14 protein-coding genes are annotated in these 17,036 nt (G+C 62.4%); 12 read left to right on the plus strand and 2 right to left on the minus strand.

Annotated features, from left to right (window positions below):
• Positions 1-174: 174 nt before the first annotated feature.
• The 6 genes from M1D68_RS19550 to M1D68_RS19575 all read left to right on the plus strand — a co-directional run bounded on the left by M1D68_RS19550 (position 175) and on the right by M1D68_RS19575 (position 6,064).
• Positions 175-921, plus strand: a complete 747-nt coding sequence (locus M1D68_RS19550) for an amino acid ABC transporter permease (protein ID WP_053124568.1) — start codon at positions 175-177, stop codon at positions 919-921.
• Complete coding sequence (locus tag M1D68_RS19555; RefSeq protein ID WP_030140772.1) at positions 921-1,592, plus strand: amino acid ABC transporter permease; 672 nt, start codon at positions 921-923, stop codon at positions 1,590-1,592. Before M1D68_RS19550 ends, M1D68_RS19555 begins: the two co-directional genes overlap by 1 nt.
• Complete coding sequence (locus M1D68_RS19560) at positions 1,589-2,323, plus strand: amino acid ABC transporter ATP-binding protein (protein WP_018614195.1); 735 nt, start codon at positions 1,589-1,591, stop codon at positions 2,321-2,323. Before M1D68_RS19555 ends, M1D68_RS19560 begins: the two co-directional genes overlap by 4 nt.
• A 159-nt stretch (positions 2,324-2,482) precedes the next feature.
• Positions 2,483-4,384, plus strand: coding sequence for a two-component sensor histidine kinase AauS (gene aauS, locus M1D68_RS19565; protein WP_434560307.1), 1,902 nt, complete (start codon positions 2,483-2,485; stop codon positions 4,382-4,384).
• 44 nt (positions 4,385-4,428) lie between these two features.
• A complete protein-coding gene (gene aauR / locus M1D68_RS19570) occupies positions 4,429-5,709 on the plus strand; it encodes a two-component response regulator AauR (RefSeq protein ID WP_434628593.1) in 1,281 nt (426 codons plus the stop codon).
• Between the two features lie 25 nt (positions 5,710-5,734).
• Complete coding sequence (locus M1D68_RS19575) at positions 5,735-6,064, plus strand: GlpM family protein (RefSeq protein WP_212800569.1); 330 nt, start codon at positions 5,735-5,737, stop codon at positions 6,062-6,064.
• Positions 6,065-6,085: 21 nt separating this feature from the next.
• Here the strand turns inward: M1D68_RS19575 and M1D68_RS19580 are convergent, their stop codons facing one another.
• Complete coding sequence (locus M1D68_RS19580; RefSeq protein ID WP_457968062.1) at positions 6,086-6,700, minus strand: NAD(P)-dependent oxidoreductase; 615 nt, start codon at positions 6,698-6,700, stop codon at positions 6,086-6,088.
• A 183-nt stretch (positions 6,701-6,883) separates the two neighbouring features.
• Complete coding sequence (locus M1D68_RS19585; protein WP_457968063.1) at positions 6,884-7,762, minus strand: MBL fold metallo-hydrolase; 879 nt, start codon at positions 7,760-7,762, stop codon at positions 6,884-6,886.
• 112 nt (positions 7,763-7,874) lie between these two features.
• On the opposite strand from M1D68_RS19585, the gene M1D68_RS19590 reads away from it, so the two are divergent.
• From M1D68_RS19590 to gcvT, 6 genes are all read left to right on the plus strand, one after another.
• Entirely contained in the window at positions 7,875-8,780 is a 906-nt protein-coding gene (locus M1D68_RS19590) for a LysR family transcriptional regulator (RefSeq protein WP_457968064.1), read from the plus strand.
• 207 nt (positions 8,781-8,987) lie between these two features.
• Positions 8,988-10,496, plus strand: coding sequence for a sigma-54-dependent transcriptional regulator (locus tag M1D68_RS19595; protein ID WP_420765243.1), 1,509 nt, complete (start codon positions 8,988-8,990; stop codon positions 10,494-10,496).
• A gap of 427 nt (positions 10,497-10,923) precedes the next feature.
• On the plus strand, positions 10,924-11,307 hold the full coding sequence (gene gcvH / locus M1D68_RS19600; RefSeq protein WP_420765244.1) for a glycine cleavage system protein GcvH: 384 nt from the start codon (positions 10,924-10,926) through the stop codon (positions 11,305-11,307).
• Positions 11,308-11,317: 10 nt separating this feature from the next.
• A complete protein-coding gene (gcvP, locus tag M1D68_RS19605) occupies positions 11,318-14,167 on the plus strand; it encodes an aminomethyl-transferring glycine dehydrogenase (RefSeq protein WP_457968065.1) in 2,850 nt (949 codons plus the stop codon).
• A gap of 186 nt (positions 14,168-14,353) precedes the next feature.
• A complete protein-coding gene (locus M1D68_RS19610; RefSeq protein ID WP_434560317.1) occupies positions 14,354-15,730 on the plus strand; it encodes an L-serine ammonia-lyase in 1,377 nt (458 codons plus the stop codon).
• A 31-nt stretch (positions 15,731-15,761) separates the two neighbouring features.
• Positions 15,762-16,886: a glycine cleavage system aminomethyltransferase GcvT gene (gene gcvT / locus M1D68_RS19615; protein WP_434607432.1), complete on the plus strand. Its 1,125-nt coding sequence runs from the start codon at positions 15,762-15,764 to the stop codon at positions 16,884-16,886.
• Positions 16,887-17,036: the final 150 nt, after the last annotated feature.

Genomic DNA, 17,036 nt, shown 5'->3' on the forward strand with positions numbered 1-17,036 from the left:
ACCTCCTGGAAGGGCTCGGCCCTTTCCAGGAGTGTGTCATTCCCTGCTGGAACCAAAGGAAACACTCGCAACGGTAAGTCGAGCCGTGAGTGTGTGCCCGATCCTCAAGATTGGGCGGGAAAGGATTTCCCCCTGCAGATACTTGTACATCGAACGATCTGAGGGGAGACCCTAATGAATTACAACTGGGACTGGGGCGTGTTCTTCAAGTCCACCGGCGTGGGCAGCGAGATTTATCTCGACTGGTACGTGGCCGGCCTGGGCTGGACCATCGCCATCGCCGTCGTCGCCTGGATCATTGCCCTGCTGCTGGGCTCGATCCTCGGTGTGATGCGTACCGTGCCGAACCGGCTGGTATCGGGCATCGCGACTTGCTACGTGGAACTCTTTCGTAACGTGCCACTGCTGGTTCAACTGTTCATCTGGTACTTCCTGGTGCCGGACCTGCTGCCCGCCGACATGCAGGAATGGTACAAGCAGGACCTGAACCCGACCACCTCGGCCTACCTGAGCGTTGTCGTGTGCCTGGGCCTGTTCACCGCCGCGCGGGTCTGCGAACAGGTGCGCACCGGCATCCAGGCGCTGCCGCGCGGCCAGGAATCCGCTGCCCGGGCCATGGGCTTCAAACTGCCGCAGATCTATTGGAACGTGCTGCTGCCCCAGGCTTACCGGATCATCATTCCGCCGCTCACCTCGGAATTCCTCAACGTCTTCAAGAACTCCTCCGTGGCGTCGTTGATCGGCCTGATGGAGCTGCTCGCGCAGACCAAGCAGACCGCCGAATTCTCGGCCAACCTGTTCGAAGCCTTTACCCTGGCGACGCTGATCTACTTCACGTTGAACATGAGCCTGATGCTGCTCATGCGCATGGTCGAGAAGAAAGTCGCGGTGCCCGGCCTGATCTCCGTGGGGGGTAAATAATGGAATTCGACTTCACAGGCATCATCCCGGCCATTCCCGGCTTGTGGAACGGCATGGTGATGACCCTCAAGCTGATGGCCCTGGGTGTCGTCGGTGGGATTATCCTGGGGACGATCCTGGCGCTGATGCGCCTGTCCCACAACAAGCTGATCTCCAACATCGCTGGCGCCTACGTCAACTATTTCCGCTCGATCCCGCTGCTGCTGGTCATCACCTGGTTCTACCTGGCGGTCCCGTTCGTGCTGCGCTGGATCACTGGCGAAGACACGCCGATCGGCGCGTTCGGCTCCTGCGTCGTGGCGTTCATGATGTTCGAGGCGGCGTACTTCTGCGAAATCGTCCGGGCCGGCGTGCAGTCGATCCCCAAGGGCCAGATGGGCGCGGCACAGGCACTGGGCATGAATTATGGCCAGGTCATGCGCCTGATCATCCTGCCCCAGGCGTTCCGCAAGATGACCCCGCTGTTGCTGCAACAGAGCATCATCCTGTTTCAGGACACCTCGCTGGTCTACACGGTCGGTCTGGTGGACTTCCTCAATGCTTCGCGAGCCAATGGCGACATCATCGGCCGCTCCAATGAGTTCCTGATCATCGCAGGTCTCGTGTACTTCACAATCAGCTTTGCCGCCTCGCTGCTGGTCAAGCGTCTGCAAAAAAGGTTCGCCGTATGATCTCTATCAAAAACATCAACAAGTGGTATGGGGACTTCCAGGTACTGACCAATTGCAGCACCGAGGTCAGCAAAGGCGAGGTTGTGGTGGTGTGCGGGCCGTCGGGTTCGGGCAAATCCACGCTGATCAAGTGCGTGAACGCCCTTGAGCCCTTCCAGAAAGGCGACATCGTGGTCGATGGCACGTCCATCGCCGACCCGAAGACCAACCTGCCGAAACTGCGTTCGCGGGTGGGCATGGTGTTCCAGCACTTCGAACTGTTCCCGCACCTGACCATCACCGAAAACCTGACCATCGCGCAGATCAAGGTGCTGGGCCGCAGCAAGGAAGAAGCCACCAAGAAAGGCCTGCAACTGCTAGAGCGCGTCGGTCTGTCGGCCCACGCCCACAAGCACCCGGGCCAGCTCTCCGGCGGCCAGCAGCAGCGCGTGGCGATCGCCCGTGCGCTGGCGATGGACCCGGTGGTAATGCTGTTCGACGAACCGACCTCGGCGCTTGACCCGGAAATGGTCAACGAAGTGCTCGACGTGATGGTGCAACTGGCCCACGAAGGCATGACCATGATGTGCGTGACCCACGAAATGGGCTTCGCCCGCAAAGTGGCGAACCGGGTGATCTTCATGGATCAGGGCCAGATCATCGAAGACTGCCCGAAAGAAGAGTTCTTCGGCGACATCAGCGCCCGCTCCGAACGTGCACAGCATTTCCTTGAGAAGATTCTGCAGCACTAAACAACACGCAATTCCCTGTGGGAGCGAGCTTGCTCGCGATAGCGGACTGTCAGTCAACATCATTGTCGACGGGTCAGCAGTCATCGCGAGCAAGCTCGCTCCCACAGGGTCCAGTGTTGGCTTGTCGATTTGTGTTGTGGTTGACCCAAGGCTTCTGTGATGAAATGCGACCCCACTCTTTATCGCGCCGCGCCGCCATCACTCGCCGTGAAACCCCGCCTGATCCGCCATCTGTTCCTGCCGCCGCTGGTCATTGCGTTGATGATCGGCCTGGGTTACCTCGGCTTCTGGATCAGCGAGCACTATGGCATTCGCGGCCTCGCCGAGAATGGCGAGCGTCAGTTGGAGCTGCACGCCCGCGCGGTGGAGAGCGAAATCAGCAAATACACCTATTTGCCCAGCCTGCTGGAACTTGAATCCAGCGTCTCGAAATTGCTCGACGACCCGACGCCCGAGCATCGCAAGACCGTCAACGAATACCTTGAGGGCCTGAACCGGCGCAGTCGCAGCCGGGCCATCTACGTCATGGACACCACCGGCCGCGTCATGGCCACCAGCAACTGGCGCGACGTCGACAGCTACCTGGGGGAAGACTTGTCTTTCCGCGCCTATTTCCAGAACGCCGTGCGCGGCCAGCCGGGGCGCTTCTATGGCATCGGCAGCACCAGCGGCGAACCCGGTTATTACCTGGCCCATGGCCTGGAGCAACAAGGCAAGATCATCGGCGTGGCCGTGGTCAAGGTCCGCCTCGAAGCCATGGAGGAGCGCTGGCAGCGGGCCCGCCTGGAAGCCTTCGTCAGCGATGAGAACGGCATCATCATCCTCTCCAGCGATCCGGCGCGGCGGCTCAAATCGGTGCGTCCGCTGAGCGACGAAACCAAGGAGCGCCTGGCCCGCAGCCTGCAGTATTACTGGTTCCCGCTCAACGAGCTGATCCCTCTGGCGCGGGAACGGCTGGCCGAGGGCATGGAGAAGCTGACTTTCCCCGCCAACACTGAAATCGCGGCTGACCAGCGCGCCACCAGCTACCTTTCCCAGACCCGGCCGCTGAGCGACACACCGTGGAATTTCACATTGCTGACCCCGCTCGAAGACCTGCGCCGCCAAGCGATCAACCAAGGCATCCTGGTGGCCGTGGCGTTTGCCCTGGTGGCTTTCCTGCTGATCGCCTGGAACGAACGTCGCAAAGTCATCGCCACCCGCCTCGCCGCTCGCGAAGCGTTGCAAGAGGCCAACAATCAGCTCGAACGTCGGATTACCGAACGCACCACCGACCTGCGGGCCAGCAACGAACGGCTCAAGGGCCAGATCCGCGAACGACGGCAGGCCGAAGAGACCTTGCGGCGCGCCCAGGACGAACTGGTGCAAGCCGGCAAGCTGGCGGCCATCGGCCAGATGTCCACCAGCATCGCCCATGAACTCAACCAGCCTTTGGCCGCCCTGCGCACCCTGTCGGGCAATACCGTGCGCTTTTTGGAAAGGGGCCAGCTGGATATCGCCAGCGCCAACCTCAGGACCATCAACGACCTGATCGATCGCATGGGTCGGATCACCGCCAGCCTGCGCGCCTTCGCCCGGCGCGGCGACGACAAGGGCCGGGCGAGCCTGGGCAAGGCTGTCGGGGCCGCGCTGCAATTGCTGGGCGCGCGCCTTGAAAAACTCGACATCCAGATCCACACGGCATTCGAAGACGTTCAGGTCCAGATCGACCAGACGCGCCTGGAACAGATCCTGGTGAACCTGATCGGCAATGCCCTTGACGCGATGCAGCTGCAACCCGCGCCGAAGCTGTGGCTCGAAGGCCAAGGCAGCGATGGCAAGTATCGCCTGCGGGTGCGGGATAATGGCCACGGCATCGACCCGGAGGCTCGCAAGCATCTGTTCGAACCGTTCTTCACCACCAAACCCGGCGAACAAGGCCTGGGCCTTGGCTTGACGCTTTCGGCAAGCCTGTGTGCCGCCGCCGGCGGACATTTGGGAGTCGAGCATCCGGAGGATGGTGGCACCACGTTTATCCTCAGTTTACCGTTGGTAAGCCTTTTACCTGCCGAGCCGCTATGAACAACGACCTGAGCGTATTGATCGTCGAAGACGACCCCCACGTCCTGCTGGGCTGCCAGCAGGCCTTGAGCCTGGAAGATATTCCCTGCATTGGCGTGGGCAGCGCCGAAGAGGCCCTTGAGCGGGTCGGCGATGATTTTGCCGGCATCGTCATCAGCGACATCCGCCTGCCGGGCATCGACGGCCTGGAACTGCTGACCCGCCTCAAAGCCCGGGACCGCAGCCTGCCGGTGGTGTTGATCACCGGCCACGGCGATATTTCCATGGCCGTAGGCGCGATGCAGAAAGGCGCCTACGATTTCATGGAAAAACCGTTCTCCCCCGAGCGCCTGGTGGACGTTGCACGCCGCGCCCTGGAACAGCGCAGCCTGGCCCGGGAAGTTTCTTCGCTGCGCAGGCAACTGGCCGAGCGTGATTCCCTGGAAGGCCGCATCATCGGCCGCTCGCCGGCCATGCAGCACCTGCGCGAGCTGATCGCCAACGTCGCCGACACCTCGGCCAACGTGTTGATCGAAGGCGAAACCGGCACCGGCAAGGAATTGGTCGCCCGTTGCCTGCATGATTTCAGCCGGCGTCACGACAAGCAGTTCGTCGCGCTGAACTGCGGTGGCCTGCCGGAGAACCTGTTCGAAAGCGAGATTTTCGGCCACGAGGCCAACGCTTTCACTGGCGCGGGTAAGCGCCGGATCGGCAAGATCGAGCACGCCGATGGCGGCACGCTGTTTCTCGATGAAGTAGAGAGCATGCCCCTGCCCTTGCAGATCAAGCTATTGCGCGTGTTGCAGGAACGCACCCTCGAACGCCTGGGGTCGAACCAGAGCGTGTCCGTGGATTGTCGGGTGATTGCCGCCACCAAGTCCGACCTGGACGAAATGGGTCGGACCGGGCAGTTCCGCAGCGACCTGTATTACCGCCTCAATGTGGTGACGCTGGAGCTGCCGCCCCTGCGGGAGCGGCGCGAAGACATCCTGCAACTGTTCGAACATTTTCTCCAGCAATCGTCCCTGCGCTTCGACCGTACCGTGCCGGAGCTGGACAACCACACTCTGTCGAACCTGATGAGCCACGATTGGCCGGGCAACGTGCGCGAGCTGCGCAACGTCGCCGAACGTTACGCCCTGGGCTTGCCGGCGTTCAAGAAAGCCGGCACCAGCACCGGCAGCCAAGGCCTGGCCTTCGCCGAAGCGGTTGAAGCCTTCGAGCGCAACCTGCTGGTGGATGCGTTGCAACGCAGCGGCGGCAACCTGACCCAGGCCAGCCAGGAACTGGGCATGGCCAAGACCACGCTCTTCGACAAAGTCAAAAAATATGGCTTGAGCCACTGACCTGGGACATGAACCTGTGGATCTTATTTTCAAGGCCGCGCTCGGCGCAGCCGTTGTCGTCATCCTGGCGATGCTCGCCAAGACCAAGAACTATTACATTGCCGGGCTGGTGCCGCTGTTTCCGACCTTTGCGCTGATTGCCCACTACATCGTCGGCAAGGGCCGCTCGGTGGATGACCTGAAGACCACCATCGTGTTCGGCATGTGGTCGATCATTCCGTATTTCGTCTATCTCGCGACGCTGTACGTGATGGTCGACCGGATGCGCCTCGAAGCGTCATTGGCCGTGGCTGCCGTCGCCTGGTTGATGGCGGCGACGGTGCTGGTCAGTGTCTGGGTGAGGATCCACGGGTGATTCGCTGCACGGATCGATGGCTCAATAGCCGACAGTGAACCGCGTCCGCGAAAACTGCGGCGCCTGGACCTCATCGATCATCGCAATGGCGTAGTCGGCGAAGCCGATCCAACTGCGCCCGGCGTTATCGAACAGCAAGTGATCCTTGCCGACGCGGAACTGGCCGGTGCGTTCGGTTTCGACGAACTCCGCCGAGGGCGAAAGGAAGGTCCAATCGAGGTCCTGCTCCTTTCCCAGCACGTCCAGGAACAACGCTCCGGCCGTGGCTTCGGCCAGGTATTCCTCCGGGAAGCCATTGCTGTCGATCACGCGGCTGTTATCCGGCAACAACAACGAACCGGCACCGCCCACAACCAGCAGGCGCTTGACTCCGGCGGCCTTCACCGGTGCGACAACCTTGTCGGCCGGAACCGTGGCGAAATGCGCGGCACTGATGACCACGTCGTGGCCTGCTACCGCTGCGGTCAGTGCCTCGCTGTCCAGTACGTCCAACTGCTTGCTGACCACTCCCGCCCGTGTGCCGATTTTTCCGGTGTTGCGGGCAATGGCCGTCACGCTGTGACCACGGCGCAAGGCTTCTTCCAGCAGTTGGCTGCCGGCCCGGCCTGTAGCGCCGATGATTGCGATGGTGCTCATGGGATTCTCCTATGGCTATTCGTAGTGATTACTTCAACGCGTTCTAGAACCATGAACACGTTCGTGGCGAGGGAGCTTGCTCCCGCTGGGCTGCGCAGCAGACCCAGTATTTTTGCGACTGCTTCGCAGCCGAGCGGGAGCAAGCTCCCTCGCCACAAAAGCGTCCAGATCAAAGTTCGGGTTTCACCACCTCATTTCGCCCTTCGCCACCTTGGCGCTCAGCTCCAGGGAACTGTCCTCCCCCAGCTGTGGATAGCGTAGTTTCATGGCGGCGATCAGTGCGGCGGAATTCTTGGCCTTGGCGGTTTCTTCGTCGAAGGCCTTGATGTAGTCGGCGGTGAAGCGCACTGGCGCCAGGGAACGAGCGCTTTGGCCCAGGTAATGGCCAGGGATGACAGTGGTCGGTTGCAGCTTTTGGATGTTATCCAGCGTCGCCAGCCAATCCTGGTGGGATTGCGGCGTCTGGGTATCGGCCATCCAGACGTGAATGTTCTCCGCCACCACCACACCTCCCACCACCGCCTTGATCGACGGAATCCACACGAAACTGCGGTCCGGCTGAGGGCCGTCAAGGCCGACGACCTGCAAGCGCTTGCCTTCCAGCGTCAAGCTGTCGCCCTTGAGCACTTGGGGCACCAGGGTCTTGGACGGCGCGTCGGTCTTCAGGATCGGCCCCCAATATTTCAACTTGCCATCGGCAGTGGCCTTGATGTGCTCCACGGTTGGCGCGGATGCGAGGACTTTGGCTTCCGGGAAAGCGGCTACCAGGGTTTGCAGGCCAAAATAGTAGTCGGGGTCGCCGTGGCTGATGTAGATCGTGGTCAACCGCTTGCCACTGGCGCGGATTTTTTCCACGACCTGCTCGGCCTGGGTTTTGCCAAATTGGGCGTCCACCAGGATCGCCTCGTGTTCACCGCTGACCAATACCGACGTCACCGGGAAAATCGCCGCCGCGCCGGGGTTGTAGACGTCGAGCGTCAAGTCGGCGGCCCAGGCCTGGGCCGTGATGGCCAGCGCTGCGGTCGCCAGCGACAAGCGTTTTAGAAGAGTGAAACCGGTCATGAGGTGCTCCGTTGTGCAATGGCCCGCAAGGGAATGAACGGAGCTTAGTTGCCAGACTCAGTACAAAAAATGCGATGCTGGGACATAGTTTGTTTCTAAAATCGGGCAGATCATGGATCGTCTACAAGCAATGCGAGTGTTCGTCACCGTGGTGGACCTGGGCAGCCAGTCGGCGGCGGCCGAGCACCTGGACCTGTCGCGGCCGGTGGTATCGCGCTATCTGGCGGAGCTGGAAGATTGGGTCGGTGCCCGGCTGATGCACCGCACCACGCGCAAGCTGAGCCTGACGGCCGCAGGCACGGAGACCCTGCCCCGCTGCCGGCAGATGCTGGAGCTGTGCGGCGACATGCAAGCGGCCGTCAGCACGCCCGAAGACGCGCCACGGGGCATGCTGCGCATCAGCGCCAGCCCCTCGTTCGGCCAGTCGCAATTGGCGAGTGCGATGGCCGAATACGTCCAGCGCTACCCGGGCGTGAGCGTTGACCTGCAAATGCTCGATCGCACCGTCAACCTGGTGGACGAACGCATCGACCTGGCGATCCGCATGAGCAACGATCTCGATCCGAACCTGATCGCCCGGCGTCTCACGGTCTGCCGTTCGGTCATCTGCGCCTCCCCCCGCTACCTGCGCGAACATTCGACACCGCAACGGGTGGAAGACCTGAGCCAGCACAACTGCCTGACCCATTCCTACGTAGGCAAAAGCCTCTGGCATTTCGAGCAGGACGGCGAACAGCTGTCGGTGCCGGTACAGGGCAACATCAGCGCCAACGAAGCCAGCACCTTGCTCCAGGCAACGATAGCCGGCGCCGGTGTGGCGATGCTGCCCAGCTACCAGGCCGGCCCTCATATCCAGAACGGCGAACTGGTGCGCCTGCTGCCCCACGCCGAACCGCGCCGGATGAACATGTATGCGGTGTATGCCTCACGCAAGCACATGCCCTCGGCGTTGCGCAGCCTGCTGGATTTTCTGGTGCTCAGGTTTCCCGAAACACCGGAGTGGGATGTGGGGTTGTAGCTACCTCTGCGGGAACCTTTGTGGGAGCGAGCTTGCTCGCGATAGCGGTGTAGTCAATAAAAGGGTGGCTGACACTCAGCCATCGCGAGCAAGCTCGCTCCCACAAGGGATCTCTGTACAGCCTTAAGCCTTGCGCCAGGATTTCACCATTAGCCCGCCCCAAGGCATACTTGCCACCCTCCGCATTCCAGAACCCAAAGCCGCCCCATGCGTATCCACGTCAGTTTCATCGACCGCGTCGGCATCACCCAGGAAGTCCTGGCCTTGCTTGGTGGGCGCAATCTCAACCTGGATGCGGTGGAAATGGTCCCGCCCAACGTCTACATCGACGCCCCGACTCTCAGCCCACAGGTGCTGGATGAGTTGCGCGAGGCGCTGTTCAGCGTGCGCGGCGTGCAGGCGGTCACGGTGGTGGACATCCTGCCGGGCCAGCGCCGGCACTTGCAGCTCGATGCCTTGCTCGCCGCCATGACCGACCCGGTGCTGGCCCTGGACAGCGCCGGCAAGGTGTTGCTCGCCAACCCGGCGCTGATCGCCCTGTACGGTCGCGAACCGGCCGGGGAAAGCGTCGCGGAGCTGTTCGATGACGCGGCGCTGCTGGACGCGCTGTTGGAAAACGGTTTTCGCTTGCCGCTGCGGGAAATCACCGTCAACGGCCAGACGCTGCTCCTCGACGCCACGCCCATCACCGATGCCGGGGCGCTGCTGACGCTCTACCAGCCCAACCGTATCGGCGAACGCCTGTCGGCGCTGCACCACGATCACGCCGAAGGCTTCGACGCGCTGCTGGGCGAATCCCCGGCGATACGCACCCTCAAGGCCCGCGCCCAACGGGTCGCGGCCCTGGATGCACCGCTGCTGATCCAAGGCGAGACGGGCACCGGCAAGGAACTGGTGGCCCGCGCCTGCCACGCCATCAGTGCCCGACACAGCGCACCGTTCCTGGCCCTCAACTGTGCGGCACTGCCAGAAAACCTGGCCGAAAGTGAACTGTTCGGCTACGCCCCGGGCGCCTTCACTGGCGCGCAACGGGGCGGCAAGCCCGGGCTGATGGAGCTGGCGAACCAGGGCACGGTATTCCTCGATGAAATCGGCGAAATGTCGCCGTACTTGCAAGCCAAGCTGCTGCGTTTCCTGAACGATGGCAGCTTCCGCCGGGTCGGCGGCGACCGGGAAATCAAGGTCAACGTGCGGATTCTCAGCGCGACCCACCGTAACCTGGAGAAAATGGTCAACGAAGGCTCTTTCCGCGAAGACTTGTTCTATCGCTTGAACGTGCTCAATGTCGAAGTCCCGCCGCTGCGTGAACGCGGCCAGGACATCCTGCTGCTGGCGCGGTATTTCATGCAGCAGGCCTGCGCGCAGATCCAGCGCCCGGTCTGCCGCCTGGCCCCTGGCACTTACCCGGCCTTGCTGGGCAACCGCTGGCCGGGCAACGTGCGGCAATTGCAGAACGTGATCTTCCGCGCCGCCGCCATCTGCGAAAGCAGCCTCGTGGATATCGGCGACCTGGACATCGCCGGCACCTCCGTGGCGCGTCAGGGCGACGTCGAAGTCGAAAGCCTGGAGCAGGCGGTGGAAAGCTTCGAGAAGCACCTGCTCGAAAGCCTCTACGCCAATTACCCTTCTACTCGCCAGCTCGCCAGCCGACTGCAGACCTCCCATACCGCAATTGCCCATCGGTTGCGCAAGTACGGGATTTCCGGGAAGCCGTAGCTTTACTCGGCTACCTGTGGGAGCGAGCCTGCTCGCGAAAGCGGTATATCAGCCAACATCATTATTGACTGAAAAACTGCTTTCGCGAGCAGGCTCGCTCCCACATTGGTCTGAGGCGTATTTGAAAGTTAGTCAAAAACGACCTCCATCTGTACTGAAAGCGCTACAGCGGAACGATATCGCTACACCCCGCGCTGACCGGCTCTGCGCAAGGCTTTGATCCCGCAACGATTTTTTCCAGGCGCCTAGCTGTAGCGTTTTCGCTACAGCTTGTAATAGCGAGCGCGCTGGAAAACCATCCAATGCATTGATAAACAAAGACTTTTAAACATTGGCCACGTTCTTGCTAAGGGTTTAACCATTCGGCCGGGCCAAGCCCCGCGCCTTTCTTCGCGTCCACCAGACGAGTCTGGCCCCAGGAGTTTCCATGAGCGAGTTGCGTTTCACTGAAGATCACGAATGGCTGCGCGCCGAAACCGACGGCAGCGTCACCGTAGGCATTACCGCTTTCGCGCAGAACGCGTTGGGCGACGTGGTTTTTGTGCAACTGCCTGAATTGCAGGCCTACGCCAAAGGCGACGAGGCCTCCACCGTTGAGTCCGTCAAGGCCGCCAGCGGCGTGTACATGCCACTGGACGGTGAAGTGCTGGAAGTGAATGAAGCACTCGGCGACAGCCCGGAGCTGGTCAACGAAGATCCGATGGGCGAAGGCTGGTTCTTCCGTTTTAAACCGACCGACGCCGATGCAGTGGCTAAGCTGTTGGATCAAGACGCCTACGACCGCCTGATCAAAGCCAACGCCGAAGCCTGAGGAGCGCACCATGACCGTTAATCTCGGCACCGCCAACGAATTCATCGCCCGCCACATCGGCCCGCGTGCAGGCGACGAGCAAGCCATGCTCGAACGCCTGGGCTACGACTCCCTGGAAGCCCTGAGCGCCAGCGTGATCCCGGAAAGCATCAAGGGCACCAGCGTCCTGGACATGGACGACGGCCAGAGCGAAGCCGATGCACTGGCCTCGATCAAGGCCATCGCCGGCAAGAACCAACTGTTCAAGACCTACATCGGCCAGGGCTACTACAACTGCCATACGCCGGCACCGATCCTGCGCAACCTGCTGGAAAATCCGGCCTGGTACACCGCCTACACCCCTTACCAGCCGGAAATCTCCCAGGGCCGTCTCGAAGCACTGCTGAACTTCCAGACCTTGATCAGCGACCTCACCGGCCTGCCGATCGCCAACGCCTCCCTGCTGGACGAAGCCACCGCCGCCGCCGAAGCCATGACCTTCTGCAAGCGCTTGAGCAAGAACAAGGGCAGCAATGCGTTCTTCGCCTCCGTGCACAGCCACCCGCAGACCCTCGACGTGCTGCGCACCCGTGCCGAGCCCCTGGGCATCGACGTGGTCGTGGGCGACGAGCGCGAACTGAGCGACGTCAGCAGCTTCTTCGGCGCACTCTTGCAGTACCCGGCCAGCAATGGCGACCTGTTCGACTACCGCGGGCTGACCGAACGCTTCCACGCCGCCAATGCCCTGGTGGCCGTGGCCGCCGACCTGCTGGCCCTGACCCTGCTGACCCCTCCGGGTGAGTTCGGTGCCGACGTTGCCATCGGCAGCGCCCAGCGCTTCGGCGTTCCCCTGGGTTTCGGCGGTCCGCACGCGGCCTTTTTCTCCACCAAGGATGCGTTCAAGCGCGACATGCCGGGCCGGCTGGTCGGCGTTTCCGTGGACCGTTTCGGCAAGCCGGCCTTGCGCCTGGCGATGCAGACCCGCGAGCAACACATCCGCCGCGAGAAAGCCACCAGCAACATCTGCACCGCCCAGGTTCTGCTCGCCAACATCGCCAGCATGTACGCTGTGTACCACGGTCCCAAGGGCCTGGTGCAAATTGCCAACCGCATCCATCACCTGACCGCGATCCTTGCCAAGGGGCTGGGCGCGCTGGGTCTGAAGGTCGAGCAAGAAAGCTTCTTCGACACCCTGACGCTCCACACTGGCGCGCAAACCGCCACGCTGCACGACAAGGCCCGCGCCCAGCGCATCAACCTGCGTGCAGTGGACGCCGAACGCCTGGGCCTGTCCCTGGACGAAACCACCAACCAGGCTGACATCGAAGCACTGTGGAGCCTGTTGGCCGACGGCAAGCCTCTGCCGGACTTCACCGCACTGGCTACCAGCATGCAAAGCCGCATCCCGGCCGAGCTGGTGCGCCAATCGGCGATCCTTAGCCACCCGGTGTTCAACCGCTACCACTCCGAAACCGAGCTGATGCGCTACCTGCGCAAGCTCGCCGACAAGGACCTGGCGCTGGATCGCACCATGATCCCGCTGGGTTCCTGCACCATGAAACTCAACGCCGCCAGCGAAATGATCCCGGTGACCTGGGCAGAGTTCGGCGCCCTGCACCCGTTCGCCCCGGCCGAGCAAAGCGCCGGCTATCAGCAACTGACCGACGAGCTCGAAGCCATGCTCTGCGCCGCCACCGGCTATGACGCGGTGTCGCTGCAACCCAACGCCGGTTCCCAGGGTGAATACGCCGGCCTGCTGGCGATCCGCGCCTATCACCAGAGCCGTGGCGAAGACCGTCGCGACATCTGCCTGATCCCGTCTTCGGCCCACGGCACCAACCCGGCCACCGCCAACATGGCCGGCATGCGCGTGGTCGTGACCGCCTGCGATGCCCGTGGCAACGTCGACATCGAAGACCTGCGGGCCAAGGCCATCGAGCACCGCGAGCACCTCGCCGCGCTGATGATCACCTACCCGTCCACCCACGGCGTGTTCGAGGAAGGCATCCGCGAGATTTGCGGCATCATTCATGACAACGGCGGCCAGGTGTACATCGACGGCGCCAACATGAACGCGATGGTCGGCCTCTGCGCCCCAGGCAAATTCGGCGGCGACGTCTCGCACCTGAACCTGCACAAGACCTTCTGCATTCCCCACGGCGGTGGCGGCCCGGGCGTCGGCCCGATTGGCGTCAAGTCGCACCTGGCGCCGTTCCTGCCAGGCCACGCCAACATGGAACGCAAGGAAGGCGCGGTGTGCGCGGCGCCGTTCGGCAGTGCGAGCATCCTGCCGATCACCTGGATGTACATCCGCATGATGGGCGGCGCGGGCCTCAAGCGCGCTTCACAGCTGGCGATTCTCAACGCCAACTACATCGCCCGTCGCCTGGAAGAGCATTATCCGGTGCTCTACTCCGGCAGCAACGGCCTGGTGGCCCACGAATGCATCCTCGACCTGCGCCCGCTCAAGGACAGCAGCGGCATCAGTGTCGATGACGTGGCCAAGCGCCTGATCGACTTCGGTTTCCACGCCCCGACCATGTCGTTCCCGGTGGCCGGCACGTTGATGATCGAGCCGACCGAAAGCGAATCCAAGGAAGAGCTGGACCGCTTCTGCGACGCCATGATCTGCATCCGCGAAGAAATCCGCGCGGTGGAAAACGGCAGCCTCGACAAAGACGACAACCCGCTGAAGAACGCCCCGCACACCGCGGCGGAACTCGTCGGCGACTGGACTCACCCCTACAGCCGCGAGCAGGCGGTGTACCCGGTGGCGTCGTTGATCGAAGGCAAATACTGGCCGCCAGTCGGTCGGGTCGACAACGTGTTCGGCGACCGCAACCTGGTCTGCGCCTGCCCGTCGATCGAAAGCTACGCTTGAGGTAAGTGGAGGGCGGTCCATCCGCCCTCCGAATCTTCCCCTGTGGGAGCGAGCTTGCTCGCGATAGCGTACTGTCAGTCGTCACTTGAGTGACTGTCACACCGCTATCGCGAGCAAGCTCGCTCCCACTAGGGCCTGAGTCACATCTTCAAAGTCGATCCCATAAAAAGAAACCGGAGAAACACCATGTCGTTAAGCGTGTTCGACCTGTTCAAGATCGGCATCGGTCCTTCCAGCTCCCACACGGTCGGTCCGATGCGTGCCGCGGCCCGTTTCGTCGAAGGGTTGCGTCGTGATGAGTTGCTCAATACCACTGCCAGCGTCAAAGTCGAGCTGTACGGCTCGCTCGGTGCCACCGGCAAGGGCCACGGCAGTGACAAGGCCGTGCTGCTGGGCCTGGAAGGCGAGCACCCGGACACCGTGGACACCGAAACAGTGACCGCCCGGCTCCAGGAGATCCGCAGCAGCGGTCGCCTGAACCTGCTCGGCGAACACACCATCGAATTCAATGAAAAACTGCACCTGGCGATGATCCGCAAACCGTTGGCCTACCACCCCAACGGTATGATCTTCCGCGCCTTCGACGCCGCCGGCCTGCAAGTGCGCAGCCGCGAGTACTACTCGGTGGGCGGCGGCTTCGTCGTGGATGAAGACGCCGCCGGCGCCGACCGTATCGTCGAAGATGCCACGCCCCTGACCTTCCCGTTCAAGAGCGCAAAAGATCTGCTGGCCCACTGCACCACCTACGGTCTGTCCATCAGCCAGGTCATGCTGACCAACGAAAGCGCCTGGCGCCCCGAAGCCGAGACCCGCGCCGGCCTGCTGAAGATCTGGCAGGTCATGCAGGATTGCGTGGCGGCGGGCTGTCGCAACGAGGGGATCTTGCCGGGCGGCCTCAAGGTCAAGCGCCGGGCTGCGGCGTTGCATCGCCAGTTGTGCAAGAACCCTGAAGCGGCCTTGCGCGATCCGCTGTCCGTGCTGGACTGGGTCAACCTGTATGCCCTGGCCGTCAACGAAGAAAACGCCTTCGGCGGCCGTGTCGTCACCGCGCCCACCAACGGTGCGGCGGGCATCATTCCGGCCGTGCTCCACTACTACATGCGCTTCATTCCCGGGGCCAACGAAGACGGCGTGGTGCGCTTCCTGCTGACCGCCGCCGCCATCGGCATCCTCTACAAGGAAAACGCCTCCATCTCCGGTGCTGAAGTCGGCTGCCAGGGTGAAGTTGGCGTGGCCTGCTCCATGGCCGCCGGTGCGCTTTGCGAAGTGCTGGGCGGTACCGTGCAACAAGTGGAAAACGCCGCCGAAATCGGCATGGAACACAACCTCGGGCTCACCTGCGACCCCATCGGTGGCCTCGTCCAGGTGCCCTGCATCGAACGCAATGCCATGGGCTCGGTAAAGGCCATCAATGCGGTGCGCATGGCCATGCGCGGCGATGGTCATCACTTCGTCTCCCTCGACAAAGTCATCCGCACCATGCGCCAGACCGGCGCCGACATGAAAAGCAAATACAAGGAGACCGCCCGCGGCGGTCTGGCGGTCAACATCATCGAATGCTGATGCGTGCCCCTTTCATTTTCCAGGAGCTGATATGTCCACCGAACAACTGTTGAAAACCCCGCTGCACGCGCTGCACCTCGAACTCGGCGCCCGCATGGTGCCATTCGCCGGCTACGACATGCCGGTGCAATACCCCTTGGGCGTGATGAAAGAACACCAGCACACCCGGGATCAGGCCGGGCTGTTCGATGTGTCCCACATGGGCCAGATCCGCCTGACCGGCGCGGGTGCGGCCAAGGCACTGGAGACGCTGGTGCCGGTGGACATCATCGACTTGCCCGTGGGCATGCAGCGCTACGCCATGTTCACCAACGACAACGGCGGCATCCTCGACGATTTGATGGTCGCGAACCTGGGCAATGATGAGCTGTTTTTGGTGGTCAACGCGGCGTGCAAGGATCAGGACCTGGCCCACCTGCAAGCGAACATCGGCGGTCAGTGCAGCATCGAGCCGCTGTTCGAAGCCCGCGCCCTGCTCGCGCTGCAAGGCCCAGCGGCCGTGACCGTGCTCGCGCGTCTGGCGCCGGAAGTGGCGAAGATGACCTTCATGCAGTTCCAGCGCGTCACTCTGCTGGGCGTGGATTGCTTTGTCAGCCGTTCGGGCTACACCGGTGAAGACGGTTTCGAGATTTCCGTGCCGGCCGCCGATGCGGAGAAACTCGCCCGCGCCCTGCTGGCCGAACCGGAAGTCGCCGCCATCGGCCTTGGCGCCCGTGATTCCCTGCGCCTGGAAGCGGGCCTGTGCCTCTACGGCCACGATATGAACACCGAGACCACACCCATTGAAGCCAGCCTGCTGTGGGCGATATCCAAGGTCCGCCGCGCCGATGGCGCGCGCGCCGGGGGCTTCCCCGGAGCGGAAACTGTTTTTGCCCAGCAACAGCAAGGCGTGAAGCGCAAACGTGTCGGCCTGCTGCCCCAAGAACGCACACCGGTGCGTGAAGGCGCGGAGATCGTCAACGAAGCCGGCGAGATCATCGGCACGGTTTGCAGCGGCGGGTTCGGGCCGACATTGGGCGGTCCATTGGCGATGGGTTATCTGGACAGCGCCTTCGTCGCCTTGGACACGCCGGTCTGGGCCATTGTGCGTGGGAAAAAAGTGCCTTTGCTTGTAAGCAAAATGCCATTCGTTCCGCAGCGCTACTACCGTGGTTGATTGGTTGTTTCTATAAGTAACGCGGTTTCGTTATACGTGCACTAATGTGTAACGCAACCGCCATAAAAAGGTGCATGTAGTGATATTCAACCGGGCTTATAACGCTAGGGAACTATCGGACTAGCCTTTTGAATAAGCCCCCTCCCGCAA

This window comes from Pseudomonas sp. R4-84 (assembly GCF_054130985.1).

Excerpts from the sequence above, each read along its gene's own strand:
- M1D68_RS19580 (WP_457968062.1), bottom strand. The coding sequence starts at position 6,700 with ATGAGCACCATCGCAATCATCGGCGCTACAGGCCGGGCCGGCAGCCAA.
- M1D68_RS19560 (WP_018614195.1), top strand. The coding sequence starts at position 1,589 with ATGATCTCTATCAAAAACATCAACAAGTGGTATGGGGACTTCCAGGTA.
- gcvP (WP_457968065.1), top strand. The coding sequence starts at position 11,318 with ATGACCGTTAATCTCGGCACCGCCAACGAATTCATCGCCCGCCACATC.
- aauS (WP_434560307.1), top strand. The coding sequence starts at position 2,483 with ATGAAATGCGACCCCACTCTTTATCGCGCCGCGCCGCCATCACTCGCC.
- M1D68_RS19555 (WP_030140772.1), top strand. The coding sequence starts at position 921 with ATGGAATTCGACTTCACAGGCATCATCCCGGCCATTCCCGGCTTGTGG.
- M1D68_RS19585 (WP_457968063.1), bottom strand. The coding sequence starts at position 7,762 with ATGACCGGTTTCACTCTTCTAAAACGCTTGTCGCTGGCGACCGCAGCG.
- gcvT (WP_434607432.1), top strand. The coding sequence starts at position 15,762 with ATGTCCACCGAACAACTGTTGAAAACCCCGCTGCACGCGCTGCACCTC.
- gcvH (WP_420765244.1), top strand. The coding sequence starts at position 10,924 with ATGAGCGAGTTGCGTTTCACTGAAGATCACGAATGGCTGCGCGCCGAA.
- M1D68_RS19590 (WP_457968064.1), top strand. The coding sequence starts at position 7,875 with ATGGATCGTCTACAAGCAATGCGAGTGTTCGTCACCGTGGTGGACCTG.
- M1D68_RS19595 (WP_420765243.1), top strand. The coding sequence starts at position 8,988 with ATGCGTATCCACGTCAGTTTCATCGACCGCGTCGGCATCACCCAGGAA.
- M1D68_RS19610 (WP_434560317.1), top strand. The coding sequence starts at position 14,354 with ATGTCGTTAAGCGTGTTCGACCTGTTCAAGATCGGCATCGGTCCTTCC.
- M1D68_RS19550 (WP_053124568.1), top strand. The coding sequence starts at position 175 with ATGAATTACAACTGGGACTGGGGCGTGTTCTTCAAGTCCACCGGCGTG.